This window comes from Mycobacterium sp. NPDC006124 (genome assembly GCF_040614235.1).
GTDB lineage: Bacteria > Actinomycetota > Actinomycetes > Mycobacteriales > Mycobacteriaceae > Mycobacterium.
Map to the genome: position 1 here is coordinate 81,990 of NZ_JBEXUA010000015.1, position 17,266 is coordinate 99,255.

14 protein-coding genes and 1 pseudogene are annotated in these 17,266 nt (G+C 64.6%); 7 read left to right on the forward strand and 8 right to left on the reverse strand.

What is annotated here, in order from left to right; all coding sequences use genetic code 11:
- The first annotated feature begins 55 nt into the window (after positions 1–55).
- The 4 genes from ABZ195_RS24220 to ABZ195_RS24235 all read left to right on the forward strand — a co-directional run bounded on the left by ABZ195_RS24220 (position 56) and on the right by ABZ195_RS24235 (position 3,159).
- Positions 56–850 carry a hypothetical protein gene (locus ABZ195_RS24220; RefSeq protein ID WP_355222250.1) on the forward strand — a complete coding sequence of 265 codons (795 nt, stop codon included), beginning with the start codon at positions 56–58 and terminating at the stop codon, positions 848–850.
- An 89-nt stretch (positions 851–939) separates the two neighbouring features.
- Positions 940–1,959 (forward strand): trypsin-like peptidase domain-containing protein, encoded by a 1,020-nt coding sequence (locus ABZ195_RS24225; protein ID WP_355222252.1) that lies wholly within the window; start codon positions 940–942, stop codon positions 1,957–1,959.
- Positions 1,960–1,978: 19 nt separating this feature from the next.
- Positions 1,979–2,272: a hypothetical protein gene (locus tag ABZ195_RS24230; protein ID WP_355222254.1), complete on the forward strand. Its 294-nt coding sequence runs from the start codon at positions 1,979–1,981 to the stop codon at positions 2,270–2,272.
- A gap of 89 nt (positions 2,273–2,361) precedes the next feature.
- Complete coding sequence (locus tag ABZ195_RS24235; RefSeq protein ID WP_355222255.1) at positions 2,362–3,159, forward strand: dienelactone hydrolase family protein; 798 nt, start codon at positions 2,362–2,364, stop codon at positions 3,157–3,159.
- Here the strand turns inward: ABZ195_RS24235 and ABZ195_RS24240 are convergent.
- The 5 genes and pseudogenes from ABZ195_RS24240 to ABZ195_RS24260 all read right to left on the reverse strand — a co-directional run.
- Positions 3,156–3,263: pseudogene (locus tag ABZ195_RS24240) on the reverse strand (ATP-dependent DNA ligase); the annotation flags it as partial. The gene ABZ195_RS24235 and the pseudogene ABZ195_RS24240 sit on opposite strands and share 4 nt — an antisense overlap.
- Before the next feature lie 286 nt (positions 3,264–3,549).
- Positions 3,550–6,306: a hypothetical protein gene (locus tag ABZ195_RS24245; RefSeq protein ID WP_355222256.1), complete on the reverse strand. Its 2,757-nt coding sequence runs from the start codon at positions 6,304–6,306 to the stop codon at positions 3,550–3,552.
- Between the two features lie 244 nt (positions 6,307–6,550).
- Positions 6,551–7,234, reverse strand: coding sequence for a hypothetical protein (locus tag ABZ195_RS24250; protein WP_355222258.1), 684 nt, complete (start codon positions 7,232–7,234; stop codon positions 6,551–6,553).
- A gap of 136 nt (positions 7,235–7,370) precedes the next feature.
- On the reverse strand, positions 7,371–7,973 hold the full coding sequence (locus ABZ195_RS24255) for a hypothetical protein (protein WP_355222260.1): 603 nt from the start codon (positions 7,971–7,973) through the stop codon (positions 7,371–7,373).
- Positions 7,973–9,370, reverse strand: coding sequence for an ATP-binding protein (locus ABZ195_RS24260; protein WP_355222262.1), 1,398 nt, complete (start codon positions 9,368–9,370; stop codon positions 7,973–7,975). Before ABZ195_RS24260 ends, ABZ195_RS24255 begins: the two co-directional genes overlap by 1 nt.
- A 480-nt stretch (positions 9,371–9,850) precedes the next feature.
- Here ABZ195_RS24260 and ABZ195_RS24265 point away from each other — a divergent pair, with 480 nt between their 5' ends.
- Together ABZ195_RS24265 and ABZ195_RS24270 are read left to right on the forward strand one after the other, a co-directional pair.
- Positions 9,851–10,105, forward strand: coding sequence for a helix-turn-helix transcriptional regulator (locus ABZ195_RS24265; RefSeq protein ID WP_355222264.1), 255 nt, complete (start codon positions 9,851–9,853; stop codon positions 10,103–10,105).
- 275 nt (positions 10,106–10,380) lie between these two features.
- Positions 10,381–11,460 carry an ATP-dependent DNA ligase gene (locus ABZ195_RS24270; RefSeq protein WP_355222267.1) on the forward strand — a complete coding sequence of 360 codons (1,080 nt, stop codon included), beginning with the start codon at positions 10,381–10,383 and terminating at the stop codon, positions 11,458–11,460.
- 36 nt (positions 11,461–11,496) lie between these two features.
- On the opposite strand, the gene ABZ195_RS24275 is transcribed toward ABZ195_RS24270, so the two are convergent.
- Positions 11,497–12,204 (reverse strand): hypothetical protein, encoded by a 708-nt coding sequence (locus ABZ195_RS24275; protein ID WP_355222269.1) that lies wholly within the window; start codon positions 12,202–12,204, stop codon positions 11,497–11,499.
- A 137-nt stretch (positions 12,205–12,341) separates the two neighbouring features.
- A complete protein-coding gene (locus ABZ195_RS24280) occupies positions 12,342–14,753 on the reverse strand; it encodes a heavy metal translocating P-type ATPase (RefSeq protein WP_355222271.1) in 2,412 nt (803 codons plus the stop codon).
- Between the two features lie 572 nt (positions 14,754–15,325).
- On the opposite strand from ABZ195_RS24280, the gene ABZ195_RS24285 reads away from it, so the two are divergent.
- Positions 15,326–16,504 carry an Ig-like domain-containing protein gene (locus ABZ195_RS24285; RefSeq protein ID WP_355222273.1) on the forward strand — a complete coding sequence of 393 codons (1,179 nt, stop codon included), beginning with the start codon at positions 15,326–15,328 and terminating at the stop codon, positions 16,502–16,504.
- A 3-nt stretch (positions 16,505–16,507) separates the two neighbouring features.
- Here ABZ195_RS24285 and ABZ195_RS24290 read toward each other — a convergent pair whose 3' ends face one another.
- Positions 16,508–17,257 (reverse strand): methyltransferase domain-containing protein, encoded by a 750-nt coding sequence (locus ABZ195_RS24290; RefSeq protein ID WP_355222275.1) that lies wholly within the window; start codon positions 17,255–17,257, stop codon positions 16,508–16,510.
- Between the last annotated feature and the right edge of the window lie 9 nt (positions 17,258–17,266).

The window sequence follows — 17,266 nt, forward strand, 5'->3', positions numbered from 1 at the left end:
TCGCGCCTGGTCGTGCCCCGACTCATCGAATGGCCCGACCGACTCGAGGAGGAGTATGCGGCGCTGGATCGCGGTCCTGTGGCACGCATCGTTCTTCGTCATCGCCGGAGCTCTCTACTTCTTCTTCGTCCTCCCTCGGTGGTTCGAACTGACCGGGGCCTGGCCGACGGGCCTCGGACTCGCGATGCGCCTGGTCTGCGGAGCGTTGATCGGCCTCGCCGCCCTGCCCGTGCTGTTGACGTATCTGAAGACCAAGCGGCCCGAATTCGGAACTCCCCAGCTAGCTCTCAACCTGCGGTTTTGGGCGATCGTCCTGCACGTTCTCGCGGGCGCGCTCATCGTCGGCGCGGCGCTCAGCGAGATCTGGGTCAGCCTTGACTCCGCGGGAACGACGCTGTTCGCGCTCTACGGGGCAGCAGCGGCAATCGCCGTCCTCGGCGCGTCGAGCTTCTACCTCGCCTACGCCGCCGAACTTCCCCCGCCTCCGCCGAAACCGCTGCGCCCGAAGACCCAGACCCGGCGTCGCGGCCGGGGCGCCGAGGACGAAGACGCCACCGACGTGGACGTCACCGACACGACCGACGACGTCACCGCCGAACCCACCGACGTGGTCGACGAACCCGCGTCGGATGTCACGGAGGCCGTGGACGCCCCGGAATCCGAACCCGAGGAGACGGCCGAGCCCGTCGACGAGCCGGTTCCCGCGACCAGCGAGGACATCCCTGCCGGTAACGCCGACGAGCCCACCGCCGATGAGTCCGATAGCAAGTTGCGCAACCGACGCCCGAGCGGCAAGTCGAATTCGCGGCTGTTCGGGCGCGCGCGCCGCGGAGTAGCCCTCGACGACTGACCCTCCCGGGCCAGGTTGCGTCGACAGCCCACGTCGACGACGTCAGAATCGTGGGTAGAACACCGGCTACACACGGCGGAAGGTGCCCCATGCGCAGGTCCCACAGCAGGTGGCGCTACGTCGTCGCAGTCGCGGCCACGGTCGCCTCCGCGTCGGTGGTCGTGGCGTCACCGGCGTCCGCCGTCCCCGCCGACCTGTCGAGCGTCGCCGCTCAGGTCGAGCCCGCGGTGGCCCGCATCGACACCACGATCAACTACCAGCACGCCATCGGTGCGGGCACCGGCATCGTCCTCGACGGCGGCGGCACGTTGCTGACGAACTATCACGTGGTCCAGGGCGCCGACAGCATCGTCGCCACCGTCGTGGGCCGGTCCTATCCCGCCGATTTGGTGGGCTACGACCGCAACCGCGACATCGCCGTGCTGCAGTTGCGCGGCGCCGGCGGTCTGCCGGTCGCCGTGTTGGGGGACTCCGCGCAGCTCGCACCGGGTGATCCCGTCGTCGCGCTCGGCAACGCCAGGGGGTCGGGAAGTCCGCTGACCCAGGAGGCGGGCGAGGTCGTCGGCTTCGGCCGCACCATCAACGCCAAGGACGAGTTGACGGGCAGTTCGAACCAGGCCACCGGCTTGATCGAGTTCGCCGCTCCGGTGCGCGCCGGAGACTCGGGCGGGCCCGTAGTCAACGCGGCCGGCCAGGTGGTCGGCGTGACCACCGCCGCGACTGTCAACTTTCGGATGGATCCCGGTGGCTCCGGCTTCGCCATCCCGATCAACGACGCCCTGGCGACGGCGAATCAGATCCGGTCGGGAACGCCGTCCGGCACGGTTCACATCGGACCGCCGACGCTGCTCGGCGTCGGGGTGAACTCGCGCAACCAGCCGGAGAACCTGCCCGGCGTCGTCCTCTTCGAGGTGCTTCGCGGTGGCCCCGCCGAGCGGGCCGGTCTGCATGACGGCGACGTGCTGCTCACCATCGACGGGGAGCAACTCGACTCCGCCACGGCGTTGACCAACGTGCTGGACCGCCACTATCCGGGCGACGTGGTCGACCTGACCTGGATCGACCGGGCCGGTCAACAGGTCACCGGCAAGGCGACGCTTGCGTCGTGAGCTCGTAGCATTGACGACGATGACTCTCCGAATCCTGGCAGCGGGCACGCTGGTCATTGCCGCGACGACGATGTCGCTGACGAGCCCGTGGACCGCCACCGCCGCTCCCTCGCAGCCAGAACCCGGCTGCCCGGTCACCGATCCCCCCGTCATCAACCGGTGCGGGTGGGAGAAGACGCCCGACCCGGTCCCGCCGCCGCCGGGTGTGACGGTGGCCCAGTGCCAGGACGGAGCGCTGGACTTCACCCAGCAACCGAATTATCGGTCGACGTGCTCGGAGAACGGCGGCGTCGTCAGGTGGCTGGCGGGCTGACCGCCTGGCCCGTCCGTCACGGACGTCGGCCGCTGAGCCCTGCGCGAAACTCGACTCCGGCGCGCCACCCGGTTCCTAGTGTTGAGCCCATGAGTGTCACTCAGGACGTCACCTACACCGTCGACGGGATGACGATGGTCGGCCACCTGGCTCGACCAGATGGCGCCGGTCCCTGGCCGGCCGTGCTGATTGGCCACGACGGAGTGGGGCTGGACGCCTATCAGCGCCGTCGCGCCGACATCCTCGCCGACCACGGGTTCGTCGCCTTCGCGATGGACTATCACGGTGGGCGCACGTACTTCGGGCAACCGCAGGAGATGCTCGACCGGACCATGCCCTTGTTGGACGACACCGGACGCATGCTCGCCATCGGCCGGGCGGCACTCGAGATCCTCGTGGCCGTTCCGGGTGTCGACACGGCGCGGTTGGCGGCGCTGGGATATGGTGCGGGCGGCCAAATCGTACTCGAACTCGCATGTGCGGGAACGTCTTTCACCGCCGTAGCGGTGGTCCATCCCGCCCTGCCCGCGAATGCCCGCGCCGAGGACTGGTCGAGGGCCGGAGGGGCTTTCTTGCTGTGCACCGGCTCCGAGGATCCCCTGTGCACCCCGGCGCAACTGCTCACCTTCGGCACCACACTGCACGAGGCCGGGGTGGACTGGCGCGTGGCCGTCTTCGGCGGGGCCGAGCATGCCTTCTGGGCCGTGGAGGCCTCACCTGGGAATGCACATGACTCCACCGGCCCGGTGGCCACCGTTCCCGGGGTGAGTCATCACCCCGTCCAAGCTCGACGGGCCTGGGACGCGGTGCTCGACTTCCTCCGCGACGAGGTGCCGCCTGCCGGCGACGGTGACCGGCCCGCGGGGTCTTACGGGGCCGTCGACTAGACCGGGTTGCCGTCGTCGTCCCAGTGCGCGGCGACCTTCTTGCTCGGCTGCACGCGCGGTGGTTCGCCCGGCATCTTGGGATAGCTCGGTTCTCCGGGTAGTTCAGGGCTGTGCGGTTCGACCTTTACACCCGCGGTTCCTCGAGTGATCGCCGCTGACGTTTGCGAGCGATCTGCGTTTGCCATCAGGCCCGGCCGCAGTCGTACGCGTGCGCTCAACCATTCTCTAGTCGGCCAGCTCAAAGATGTGAGTCAAGGGGCGTGGTCGTTCAGACCCGACAAAGACATTGCGGTCCCACAACAACGGCGGCTCGCTGCAACGCGTCCTCCACCGACCAGATGCACACGACCCGCCGACTGACCTGTGTCGGGACGCGAACTGGCGCACTAATTAGCGGCTGGACCGACGCTGCGCCACCTCGTACAGCTGCGTCGCTCGATCCCGAACTGGCACGATCTGCGCGGACAGGGCGGGCGGAAGACTGGCACTCAGTGCCGTCAGGGTTTGATGAATCTTGCCCAACCCCTGCATGATCGGCGTCACCATGTAGTCCTGGTGCATCTGGATGGCTAAGAGATCGTTAATGCCTGCATCGGCGGCATCATATGAGCCTGTGTGAAGTTGCGCGATTACTGCTACGGACTGCACAAGAATGCGGTCGTAGTCGTTGGCGTTTTCCAACAGGCCCGGGATCATCTCCATGACAGCGGCGTAGTTGTCCGCCTCCATCAGATCGTTCACCGTTTCTAGTAGGTCGTGGTCGCTGACGGCGCCACTGGTGTCGAGCGCTATAACGTTCTCGAAGGCTTCCACCAGTTGTTGGACAGCTTGAACCGCCATGTATTCGGTTCGCTTTCTCAGAAAGGCGCGAATTGATTTAGCTCTTTCAAACACGAATGAGCGAAGTTGGTCGGTTGCGGCGGCGACATCAATGGAAACGATTAGAGCCAGTGCCATAGTGGCGAATGGAACTATGTATTCGACCGATTCGCCGGCGTTCGAGAGGTCGACTACTGCAGATGAGACCGCCTCTAAGGCAAGCATCGTGGTTAGCGGATTGGTTGGCAACGTCTGCAAAGTCTCAAAGGCTGCTTTTGACATCTGAACAGACCCTGTCGCGTCGCCGCGCGCCCAGTAACACTTTCCCAATTCCAGCTGCAACATAGCTTTGCAGTATCCGAAGACTCGATTGTGCTGCTCGCTCGCACTCGACAAAGGTTCGTGTTTCGCCAAGAGGCCGAGTAGAGCCTCAGCGTGCAGCAACAACTGTTCGACAGCAAAGAACTCAAGATCCGACCGCATGCCTTCGATCCAGCCGTGAAGCTGATGCATGAGCATGAGGGCATGGCCCTGAAGCTCGCCAGGGCGCAAGCGATCGAGGTAGGAGATCTGCAGTATTTCTTGAACGAGCGGATGGATTGCGATCGTTTCGCTGGCCGCGTTTTGCGCCCCGGCGTCATCGACGTTCATGACCCTTTGAGCGATGCTTTGCGTGCGAAATGTCGAAATCAAGCTACGCGAGAGGCTTCGGTCGACAAAAGCAGGACGCGGTCGATCGGCGAGATCTACATTACCTTCCTCTGGCGAGGCCGAAATAATGAAATTGAGCGGTAGCAATTCTGGAGCGAGAAGAGCAGCGTGTTCGAGGATTGCCGTCGCGCGACGTCGCTCCGCCTCCGAGACCAGCCCCTGCCCGAGGTGTTCAACGGCCAACTTGATGGCTTGAAATGCCGTTCGATCGAATCCGGCCGGAATAGCCCGCATATCGTCAAGTGCTTCAAGTCTCTCGAAGTAGTTGCTCGATAGATCGTCTAGAGTCCCCTCCGCATTCCTGAAATACACCCCAGCCATGCTCACCGCCAGTGGGACGAGACCCAGCCGCGAGACAATTTCTGCGACAGTACTGTCGTCGTACCCCTCGCGCAGATCCGCATAGCTCGCGAAGCAGAGGACCGCTTCTTCTTCGGAAAACTCCTCGACAGGGAGCATTTGTGCGCGCGGGAACCAGCTGCCTGTGCTGTTGGTCGTAGTTATGACGACCGCGCCGTTACCCATCGTTGGCATGTACTTCTGCAACGCCAGCATGGACGGAGCATTGTCGAACACCACCAACCAGGGACCAGGGTGTGACGCGAGTGCCCCGACAAAGTCCGTTGAGGCATCTACGCCTTCCCCGAAGTCCTTTCCAGTGAGGTCGTGCGTAATCGCGCGGACACGTGCGGCCGTGATCGATGGATCCCGCGAATCAATCCACATGATTTCGCTGAATGCGTTGTGTTCGATGTGGCAAAAGTCGGCTGCTAGAGCGGATTTTCCGTTGCCGGTCCGTCCCGCCAGGATCGCGACGGACGGAGCGCGGCCATCCGGATCAAGCAACCTCCGCTGAACAACCGTGTCGAGTTGTTCCAGGAGCGTGAGCCGGGGGACTGTCGCCTGGAACGTAGGTATCCCTGCCACAGGGACACCCCAGTCAAATGCGCCTGCCGCTTCGGCGACCTCTCGATCCGGCATCGACAGCGCAGCGATGATCTCAAGAGCAGTGAGCCGACGCTTGGCTTCACCAGCCGCCGCACTGAAAATCTCGTGAAGAAGAACTACCGCCACGATCCGGCAGCTGACGCGACCCTGACTCTTCCGGTTCTCCGCTCGGAACATGGTGATCAAATCAACCAGCGATTCGGTCAGTTCACCGATGGTCCTCGAGTCCAGCGCAATGATCTCTTTGGTTGCATGCCCTTCGTCTCTCTTCAGCGCATACTCGACGGGCTTCGTGCTTGAGTCATCGACCACGCACAGGTCTTGAAGAGGTTGGGTGAGAGGGCGATTCGTCATCAGCCGAATATCTGGAGTCGTACCGTCGTTGAGATTTGATAAGACCCGCTCCGCTTCAGGTGCGCCAAGCGTGCGCTTTGTCCTAGACGCCTTTACCTGCGCCTTGATGGTGATCGCCTGGTCCTCTTCGATGGCGAAGTCGACGATGTCATCGTGCTCCGCGGACTCCGTAAGAGAGGCTGACTCGATGTGGAGGGCCAACGTGCCGACCCTGTCGAGGTTCTCGCGAAGATGGCGTAAGAAGAACTCGGCGGTGGTCACGAACTGGAAGTTGAAACCGTAAGCGGCGTTTGTACCGCCGTCGGTCGTTGTCACAATGCTCGTCCATCCTTCGCCGCGCTGCTGGAGCTACAGGTGTGAAATTAGCAGCACGTTCGGACAGTTCTGCTGGTCTACTTGGTTGCGGATCGGTTGAAGTGCGGTTAGTTCGTGCCCTTTGTGGCCTCGACTTGGCCCACTGATCCCGAACGAGGCGGTCTGGCGTGTGATAGCCGCGCCATCCCACCGACCCTCGCCGTATCGCACTGTGTCTCAGATGGTTTCCTGTAGCTGTTGCCTGCTAAACGGGCAGGGAGCCATCAGCCAGCCGTTGGCGCCTGGCTGCGCGATATTGAATCCAGTTCTCCATGACGGTGACACCAGCATCGCGACGCCGGTTCAGGAGTGCTCCGAGCGCCTGTGAGCGCTGAGCGTTGAGCACCTCTTGATTAACTTTGTACTGGTTTCTTTCGGCCGGGGTGGCGTGTGAATAACATTGCGTACCAACCAAACCGCCCCCAAGATGTATGACAGCGCTGACGCACTTTTCACCCGTGGTGCGGACTGTTCCGGCGCACCTAGGCCGTCTTGCCGCCGCTACGGCTTCATCCTCCATTCGCAGCTGCCAGAGGGTTCGCTCAAGATCGCCCGCCATCGTCATCAACGGATCGACCCTGTGAGCACCCTGGCGCACGGCGGCACTGTGGCGCGCAAAGATCGCTCGGGGGCGCGATGGCCCGTCGGCCCATGGCGAATCTAGAGGCGCGCCCTGATGCACCAAGCTGGCGGCCTCAAACGCCTCACGGGCGGCATCCTGAACTGCCTGCAGGTCCTCGTCCAGCTCATCGAAGTTCAGCTCTGCTTCCCCAGCCAACGCTTGCAGCGCTAAGCGACTCTCCATCAATCGGATTCGTAGCTCGTCGAGTATCTCTAATGCAAAGCCGGACACATTCTCCGATGCCCCACTGCGCGTCGTCGGAACCACGTCAGCAATGTACTACTAGTAAGACACGGGCACTCAACGAGTCGCCGGAGCGCCGTTCGCGAAGTTCGCCGCGAGTCTGCTTGCCGCCCAGATCGCGGCTGCGGTGGCGTCGTCGAGTCGGTGCGCCGACGACCCGTTACGCGAGGTCCTGCGGCAGCACGGGCGCGTATCCGAGCGGGTGGGCGCAGGAATGGCATAGCGTCTTTGCCCAGTACCGGGTTCGCTGCAGCACTCCGGGTTCGCCGCAGCGTTCGCAGGTGATCGCGGAGGCACGTTGGGCGTCGTCGGTGATGGCGTCCATGGCGTCAAGCAACTCGGGGCTGGCGTCCTCGCTGCTGGGCCAGTAGTAGTAGCGCAGCGTGCCAAATTTCTCCTTGATCTGATGAACCCGGTGGGCAGGATCAAGCGCTGCAAGCTGAGCGTCGGTGGCGATCACAAGGGGGTACCAGCCGGCGTCGACGCTGATCCAGCGTCCCCAGCCGTCAGGGATCCGCCGCAGGATTGTCTCGATCGCCGCCGCATGTGGCCCGGCATCAGCGGGGATGTGCAAGGCGTTGCGATGTTTCTGGGGGTCGATGTCCAGGGACATGAATCGGGCGAACGCGCCTTCGACGTCCTCGGGTGTGGCGGTGCCGTTTCGCAGCGCATCTCCCATCGCGGTGAAGTCTGATTCCGTTGCCTGAATGCGGATTCGCTCTGATTCGGTCAGTTCGGGAATGCCGTCGTCGCCGTCGTTCATTAGAGGTACATACCGTTCGGAATGGTGGCGCGGTAGCGTCCGCTGCCCACCTCGGCGAGCAGCGCCGCGGTGGTGAGTCTCCCGGTGTCGTCGGCGGACAGGACTGCTCGACGGACGATCTCGCGCAGGTCGCTTCCGCTGGTGTGCTCCGGCACGGCGGCGGCCACGGCGTGCGTGTCCACGGTGTCTGCGCCAGGGAGCCCGGTGATCAGGGCGGTCAGGATGCGGGCGGCGTCGGTGGGGGTGGGGTAGCCGACCCCGACGATGGCGTCGAAGCGGCCGGTGCGGATCGCCGCCTCGTCCAGGGTGGCCGCGTCGTTGGTCGAGGCCAGGGTGAGGATGCGGGCCTCAGCGGCGATGTCCATGGCCGCCAACAACTCCGAGAGCCCACCACCGTATCCACCGAGGCGGCTCCGGCACCACAGATCGACGTCCTCCAGGACGAGCAGGACGGGCCCACCGAGACGTTGAGCTTCCTCCACGACCGCGGTCAACAGGTGCTCACCGGCCTTGGCTTCGACGTAGACGACCGTGAACGCGCCGACCACCTCGGCGGCGATCACCGCCGACACCGCGGACTTCCCAGTACCCGGAGGCCCGCAGAGCAGCACCCCACGCCGGGCGCCCAAACCGTGGGCGTTGAGCAACTCATGGCGATCGCGTACCGCGGTCAGGCCGAGGTCGATCTCCCGCCAGACCTCGTCATCGACGATGACCGTGTCGCGAGTCAGCGTGGCGGGAAGGTCGATCACCGACAGATGCAGGCCGCCGGCGCTGGTGGCGCGCACGGCCCGACCGCGATACGGGTTGAGGTCGTTGGCGCGGCCGACGAGCCGGTCCAGGGCGGCGCGGGCGCCGTCCTGATGGCCGGGGGTGACGTAGGCGCTGAGCTGTGGGGATCCCATCGCTGCCCGGCGGGCGTCGATGGCGATCACGCACCCGGTGTCGGCGAGAACTGTTCCCGCCGGGAAGTGCACCCGCAAGCACTGGGGATGACGGTAGGTGCGTCCGCCGATCTCGGTTTGGGTCCACGCGGGGGGAAGCGAGTATTCACCCGCGCCCACCTCGATGACGCCTACGTGGGACGTGATCCACTCCGCCAAGGCGAGCGCGGTGGTCAACCGCGATACCGGATCCAGCTCGCGCTCCTCGTCGATCAGCTGCCCGGCGTGGGCGACGCCCAGGGCGCGGGCGGTGAACCGGTCGGCAGTCTCCGCCCGCAGCGGCCGATGCGTCACCCCGACCAGCAGTTCCCCCAGAGCGCGCAACCCCAAGCGGGCGTGGTCGGGTAGGGAGTCGAGGTATGCCTCCACGTCGTCGACAGGCTGGCGACGCAAACCAGCACCGCCGACTTTGTCGGCGGGCGGGGTGATCGATTCGTTGCCGGTGATAGTCATCGCTTCAGAAGGGTGATGGTCGGTTATGGGCAAGCCGCGCAGAACCGCACTCCGCCCTGTAATCGGCGATCCCTTTACCCGCGTGTCCGCAGCCGCAGGCTGACTTGAATGGTGCCGCCTGGTTCATGACTAGGGATTCCATGGGTCGCGAACGTCGTACGTGAACTCAGCCCTCTCCGCCAAGGGGTCCCCGGGGCCTGAGAACAGCCCGGCGACGTCGATCCATCGCCTCCACCGGCGCGACGCGGCTGCACCGAGTTTGGCGATGGGTCTGGTCGCTGCACCTGAGGTCACATCGTGGTCAAATCCATGACAGCAAACGAGACCTGGGGTCATCAGCCAGTTTTTGCAGGGGTCCTGGGGACTCATAGCAACGTTCTGTCCAAACCTTTCAGATGCACGAAGTGACGCATCACCCACAGGCGCAGTGTAATACTAGTAGTACAGACATTCGAGGCGCGCACAGCCTTACTGGTGGGCGTGCCTACGCGACCTAGTCAGAACAGTCCGGAGCGCGTGGCCGCATGGGAACGTCGGCGGGCGGCCGTCGGCAGACGAATCCGCGAGTTGCGGCAGAAGCGCGGTCTCACTCAGGAGCAGTTGGCCCTGAAATCTGGCGTCACGCGGCCGATCCTCAATGAAGTCGAGAACGGCAAGCGCGGGCTGCTCTTCGAGCGGCTGTACGACATCGCCGAGGCACTTGACGTGCAGGCGAGTGAGCTCATGGCGGAGTAATTCGGCCCCTGTAGTGGAGTCCGGACATAACGCGTCGCAGGCGTCGAGAGCTGGATCGCGACACTGCGCGGCCGGCCGCATTTGACACCTGAGTCGATTGCACTAGAACCGCAGGTCGCAGCCTGTGGGCGTGGAACACTGATCACGATGATGATCAACAGTTTGCGCGGGTACCTCCACCATGCGGCTCATCGGCAAGCCCCAGAGTCCTGAGGGCGCAGATTGCGCGCGACCCCGCCAGCAGACTTATCTACGAGGGATGCGAGGACCGGTAGATGGCGAAGAAAGACGATGTCGAGCTGGAGGTTGAATCTCCAGACGCACCCGCGCGAACTGTGCGCGTCTCCAGCGCAAGCCGCATCGTCTTCCCTGCGACCGACATCACACCAGCGATCACGAAGCTCCAACTAGTCGAGTACATGATTGCAGCAGGCCAGCCCCTACTCCGCGTATTGCACGACCGTCCAACCACTTTGGAGCGGTGGCCCAACGGCGTACATCCCGGGATGCACTTAGGGCGAGGCGCAGACGACGGGGGCTTCTACCAAAAGCGCATGATCCGACATGCGCCGGATTACGTCGATGGGGTCGACATCACATTCCCGTCTGGCAGAACCGCCACCGAAGTCTGCCCGACCGAACCGGCGGTGCTTGCCTGGTGCGCCCAGATGGGGACCATCACCTTCCATCCATGGCCAGTCCGGCGAACAGAGGATCCAAGTTCTGTCGATAGACCGAATGAGCTGCGGATTGATCTCGATCCCGAGCCGGGAATCGCCTTCCACGAAGTGACCAGAGTGGCGCTTGCAGCTCGGGATCTGCTGAGCGAGTTCGGAATGACTAGCTACTGCAAGACATCCGGCGGCCGTGGCGTGCACGTGTTCTTGCGGATAAAGCCTGACTGGGGATTCGACGAAGTACGTCACGCTGCCATCGCCTTTGGCAGGGAGTTGGCGCGGCGCGACAAGGGCGTAACCACCGAGTGGTGGAAGGAGTTGCGCGGCGACAGGGTCTTCGTTGACTACAACCAAAACTGCCGGGACAGAACGATCGCCTCGGCTTGGTCTCCTCGAGCGCGCCCAGGGGCGCCGGTCTCAACACCGGTGACTTGGACCGAGCTTGAGCGCATCTCTGATCCCCGTGAACTCAACGTGTCCACTGTGCCGAAACGTCTCACCGAAGGTGGCGATCCCTGGCAGGGTCTTGACGAAGAGCATCACTCGCTCGAACAGCTGCTCGATTTGTGGAACTCAAATCCAGTCGAAATGAACTTCCCGCCCGACTACCCAAAAATGCCTGGCGAGCCCCCGCGGGTGCAACCGAGCCGGAAAGTCGCTGCCAACTGGGAAGATTGACATACGTCAAGTTGTCGGGGCACTCACGATCAGATGTCACTCGTCATGGGGATGGTCCCCGTGAGTGTCCTCCGACTGTTCCCCTGACGGGGTCGGAGGTTCGGCAGGTGCCGGTGCCGCGGGCATGTCGACAGACTCGACGCTCGGCGGCGGACTGGCCGGCTCTGCATGACCGTGATGGGCCTCTGCAGGTCCAACATTAGGTCCGTGGTGATCGGTTGCGGCGCCGGCCTGCTCGGGATGGCCGTGCTGGAGACCCGAGGCTACACCGACCGTCGACGCCAGAGCGACGACAGCAAATGCACCGAGGAGCACGATCGCGTTACCGAACGCTGGTATCGGTTCGCCGTGCTGGCCTCGATAGACCACCCAGCCGGCCGCCATCACGACATAGATTTGAAGCAGCAGAGCACAGAGGTCGGCGGCCTTGACGAGTTCAGGTTCTCCGGCGTGAGGGCCGAACGGTGCGCCCGCCGTTCGCGATAGAGCCCATAGCGCGATGGCCCCGACGTTGAGCATGATCCCGGCGGCGAGCACCGACGTCGTCATCCGAGCAAGGACCAGTCGCGCCCAAATCAGTTGGAACAGTGCGATCGTAAGGAAGAACAAGCCCGCTGGCATCCACTCTTGCCAGTGCGTCGGCACCACCGCGAAGTGGATGATCGCCGCGCCGAACGAAGCCAACGCTGCAAGCTTCACAGCCAGCCTGCTGTCCGTCCTCGTCGCCGCTGCTCTGGGTGCCACACGTCCGATGATGGCAGCCTTTGCTCGAACATCAACTGTGCGACACCGTATCTCAACCTGACCGAGATACCTCCGTCACCTGTCCACCTTCGCGATATCGGAGTGGGTGCACCGCTCTGCAGGCCGCCCGACGATCACTACGCTCCGGCCGCGACCGGTGTGGGCAATCGAAGACGTTTGAGGGTCAACGCATTTACCGCAACGAGGATGCTGGAACCTGCCATCGTGATCGCGGCGATCTCCGGGCGCAACACCAGGCCGAACGCCGGTTCGAAGACGCCTGCGGCAATCGGTAGCGCAACGGAGTTGTAGCCGATCGCCCAAACGAGGTTCTGCTTCATCTTGCGGACCGTGCCTCGCCCGATCCGCAGCGCCACCGCCACGTCGAGCGGGTCCGAACGCATCAGGACCACATCGGCGGTTTCCACCGCGACATCGGTACCCGCGCCGATCGCGATCCCGAGGTCGGCCTGAGCCAACGCCGGAGCATCGTTCACACCGTCACCGACCATCGCCACCCGATGCCCAGCGTTCATGAGTTCGGTGACCTTCGCGGCCTTGTCTCCGGGCAACACGTCGGCGATCACCTCGGTTACCCCGATCTGTGCCGCGATCCTTTGCGCGGTGGCCGCGTTGTCTCCGGTGAGCATGACCACCTCGACGCCCATGGATCGCAGCTCCGCGACGGCAGCAGCCGACGTGGGTCGCACCGCATCGGCAATGCCGATCACCGCCACCGCCCGCCCGTCGACCGCGGCGAGAACTGCCGTTCGCCCCCCAGCGGCAAGCTCCTGCTGCCGGGGACCCAGGACACCAAGTTCGATGCCCTCGGCCGTCATCAGTCGGGTGTTGCCCACCACCACCCGGTGACCATCCACGACCGCGATCGCACCCTGCCCCGCCACGTTGGCGAAGTCATGCGCGTCGAGGCGGCGTGCTCCCGCGGCATCGGCGTGCCGGACCACCGCGGCCGCCAGCGGATGCTCGGAGTCGCGTTCGACCGCGGCGATCAGCGCCAGCGCCTCCGTCTCGGGCGGCCCCTCCACCAGCAGGTCGGTCACCTCCGGGGCACCCAATGTCAAAGTCCCGGTCTTGTCCATCACCACCACGTCGATCTTCTTCGACGTCTCGATCGCGGTCGCGTTCTTGAACAACACTCCACGGGCAGCGCCCAGACCCGTTCCCACCATGATCGCGGTAGGTGTGGCGAGCCCCAACGCGTCCGGGCAGGTCACCACCACCACCGTGATCGCGAACAACAGTGCCTCGCTGACCGAGCGGCCCACCAAGAGCCACACCACGAAGGTGCCGACCCCGCCGAGCAGCGCTACCAGAACCAGCCAGAACGCGGCCCTGTCCGCCAGTCGCTGACCGGGGGCCTTGGAGTTCTGCGCCTCCTGCACCAGCTTCACGATCTGGGCCAACGCGGTGTCCGCGCCGACCTTGGTGGCCCGGACCCGCAAGGTCCCGGTGGTGTTGATGGTGGCCCCCACCACCTCGTCGCCAGGGCCCTTGTGCACCGGCAGGCTCTCACCGGTCACCGTGGACTCGTCGACGTCGCCGTCTCCGTCCTCCACCACCCCGTCGACGGCGATCTTGGAACCGGGCCGAATCAGCAGCAGGTCACCCACCACCACTTGGTCGGTGGGGATTTCGACTGGCTCGTTGTCGCGGAGCACGGTCGCCATGGGGGGCGCCAGCTTGAGAAGTGCGCGGACCGCGTCGTTGGCGCCGCCCCGCGCCCGCATCTCGAAGTAGTGCCCGAGCAGCACGAAGGCGGTCAGGATGGTTGCCGCCTCGTAGAAGACGTCCCCGCCCCCAGTCAGCGTGACCCCGACCGAGTACACCCAGCCGGCACCGACGGCGACCGCGACGAGCACCATCATGTCCAACGTGCGGGCGCGGAGCGCCAGGACTGCCCCGGTGAAGAACACCTGCGCCGAGTAGAAGATCACCGGCACGCTCAAGATCAGCTGGAATACGTCGTCGCGCAGCCCGAACGGCGCCGCCACGGAGAAGCCGAGCACGTCGCGCCCGATTCGGGACCACAACGTGATCACCACCCCGAACACCACCGCGACCAGGAAACGGTCCCGCATGTCGCGGATCATCGCGGCCATCGACATCTCACCGTGCCCGCCGTGGCCCATCACCTCGGCCGGCGTCCCCGTCCGAGCCGTTCCCGCAGCCGCCACGGCGCTGCCGTCGTGGGCTGGGTGGCCCGCGTGGTCGGCAGGTTCATCGGCGGTGCCGGATGCCCGCTTCGCGTCGGTGGCCGGCGCTGGCACGGCACACAGGTGATCCGGGACGGATTCACCCCGGCAGTGATATCGGCATTCTCGAACCCAGCCGGCGAGGTGCTCCACCGTGGTGCTTGCCGGGTCGTATCGCACCGTCACGGTCTGAGCAACCGGATTGGCCTCTGCGCCAACGACTCCCGGTCGTCGACCGAGGACTGTCTCCACCACGATCTTCTGAGTCGCCCATTGCACGCCGTCGAGTTCCAGCACCACGGTGCGCGTACCCGCGACAGGATCACCTGTCTTCATGTCGTTCACCTGCTCAGACCTCCATCCACCGTGTCGTTCATTCAATCGACGCCGCCGACCTCGACGTCTACAAAGCCGTCGGGGCAGCGTCTCGACTGTGGATCTACGTACCAACGTAGTAGAAGGTCGGCTGCGAGGTGCTGAATCCCGCGATCGTCGTCGGCCGGTCCGTCGACACCCGCCGACAAGCTCCACACTGTCCGCGGGCACGCGGTTGCTGTAACGAACCGACCATCGGCGGCACATCGCACGACGACGCCCCAGGGGCCGTCCGTCGTCACCGGAACCCAGGGAAGATCGAATCACGATCTACGTACTAAGGCCGTAGGATGGAGGTGCCCGAGCCTGCGAATGTCCACGGGCTGCAACACCACAGCACAGCCAGCACGCGGAGGACCACAATGCCATCAGCCGACAGCTTCGTCCGCGCGTCGGCCGTGGAGACACCCACCGGAAATCAGTGGTCGTCGAGAACCCCCTCTCGCTCGACCTACGAATCCCACGGCTCTCCACGGACCGGTGTTCCTCTGCCCCGCGGACGGCGTGGCCTCTGGCTCAAGGCAGTCGCCGCGATGACCGGGCTCGTCTTGGCGCTCACTGCGTGCACCGGCAACGCTCCGTCGCCGCCACCACCGGCTGCGCAGGTCATCTCCGAGAAGGGTGACCCATTCTCGAACCTCTTGGTGCCCATGCTCTCGACGTCGACGACAGACGGAGCCGTCGGCGTCGAGGTGGACTCTCCGATCACCGTCAGTGCCAGCACCGGGGTGTTGGGCGCGGTGAGCCTGACCAACGACACCGGCAAGGCGATCGCCGGCCAACTAAGCCCCGACGGGCTGACCTGGGCGACGGCCGAGCCGCTGGGCTACAACAAGCGGTACACACTTCAAGCCGAAGCACTCGGGTTGGGCGGCGTCACCCACGACACGATGACGTTTCGGACCAGCTCGCCGGAGAACCTGACGATGCCCTACGTGCTGCCCAACGACGGCGAGGTGGTGGGAGTTGGACAGCCAGTGGCGATCCGGTTCGACGAGGACATTCTCGACCGAACAGCAGCCGAGAAGGCCATCAGCGTCACCAGCCAACCTGCCGTCGACGGCGCGTTCTACTGGCTCAGTGACCGCGAAGTCCGGTGGCGGCCAAAGGACTACTGGAAGCCAGGCACCACAGTGGCCGTCGAGGTCAACACCTACGGGGTCGATCTCGGAGACGGCCTCTTCGGCCAGGACGATGTCACCACGCGCTTCACCGTCGGCGACGAGGTCATCGCCACCGCCGACGACACCACCAAGACGTTGACCGTCCGAGTCAACGGTGCAGTGGTCAAGACGATGCCCATCTCGATGGGCAAGAACAGCGCGCCGACCGACAACGGCACCTACCTCATCGGTGACCGCTACCGCGACCTCGTCATGGATTCCTCCACCTACGGTGTCCCGGTGAATTCGGCGGAGGGCTACCGCCTCGAAGTCGAGTACGCCACCCAGATGTCCTACAGCGGCATCTACGTTCACGCCGCACCCTGGTCGGTGAACAGCCAGGGCCGAAGCAACGTCAGCCACGGCTGCCTCAACGTCAGCACCAGCAATGCTCAGTGGTTCTACGACAACACCAAGCGCGGCGACATCGTCCAGGTCATGAACACGGTGGGCCCGACGTTGCCGGGCACCGATGGCCTGGGCGATTGGAACATCCCCTGGGACCAGTGGAAGACCGGGAACGCGGTTACCCCCACGAGTAGGGGTTGAACGTCAGGGCTTGATCAGGGCGTAATAGGCGTAGCGGGCGTCCAATCGGTTCCGCGGCACAAGCGTGATGAGATTCGGCGTCAGCCCGCAGTCGATCGCCCGTAGCCAGAACTCATCGATCCCGAATGTGTTCATGTTGGCCAGGTTTCGACGGTAGTCGCGCCGATGACCGCGCGTACGCCGATCCGCTGTCCGGTACTTCACCTGAATGATCGCCATTCCGCCGCTGACCAACAATTGCTCGGCGATCCGAACTATTCGGAGTGCCTCTTCGGCGCTTGCGGTGAGTTCGATGACGTAGAGGCAAAGGAACGTGTCACAGGATTCTTCGCGACCCTCCACGGCCCGTTCGGGGTGCTCGATGTCGATGTGGACCGGTTCGACGGGGGTCTGGCAGACCTCCCGGGCCTGAAGTACACACTCGGTGACACTCTCGGGTGCGACGTCGGCGGCGAGGAACGTCGAGGCGATGGGCGCGAACGCGACGGCGTTCGCTCCGCCGCCGCAGCCCCATTCAATCACCCGACCGGGACGGGTCGGGAGGTCGAGTCCCTTGGCGAACCGTTCGAAGATGCCTAGGTGATCGCGTCCAACCTCCAGCCACGCCTCGTCGCCAAGACCGTTGCGCCAGTGGGAGTCCGACGGCCACGCCTCGCCCGACGATGCGGACCAGTAGTTGCGTGCGTCGGCGATCCTGCGGGAGATCCCGTGCGCGGGCACGGCTCGACCGGCGGCCTTCAACACTGCGCGCACGGCTGGCGC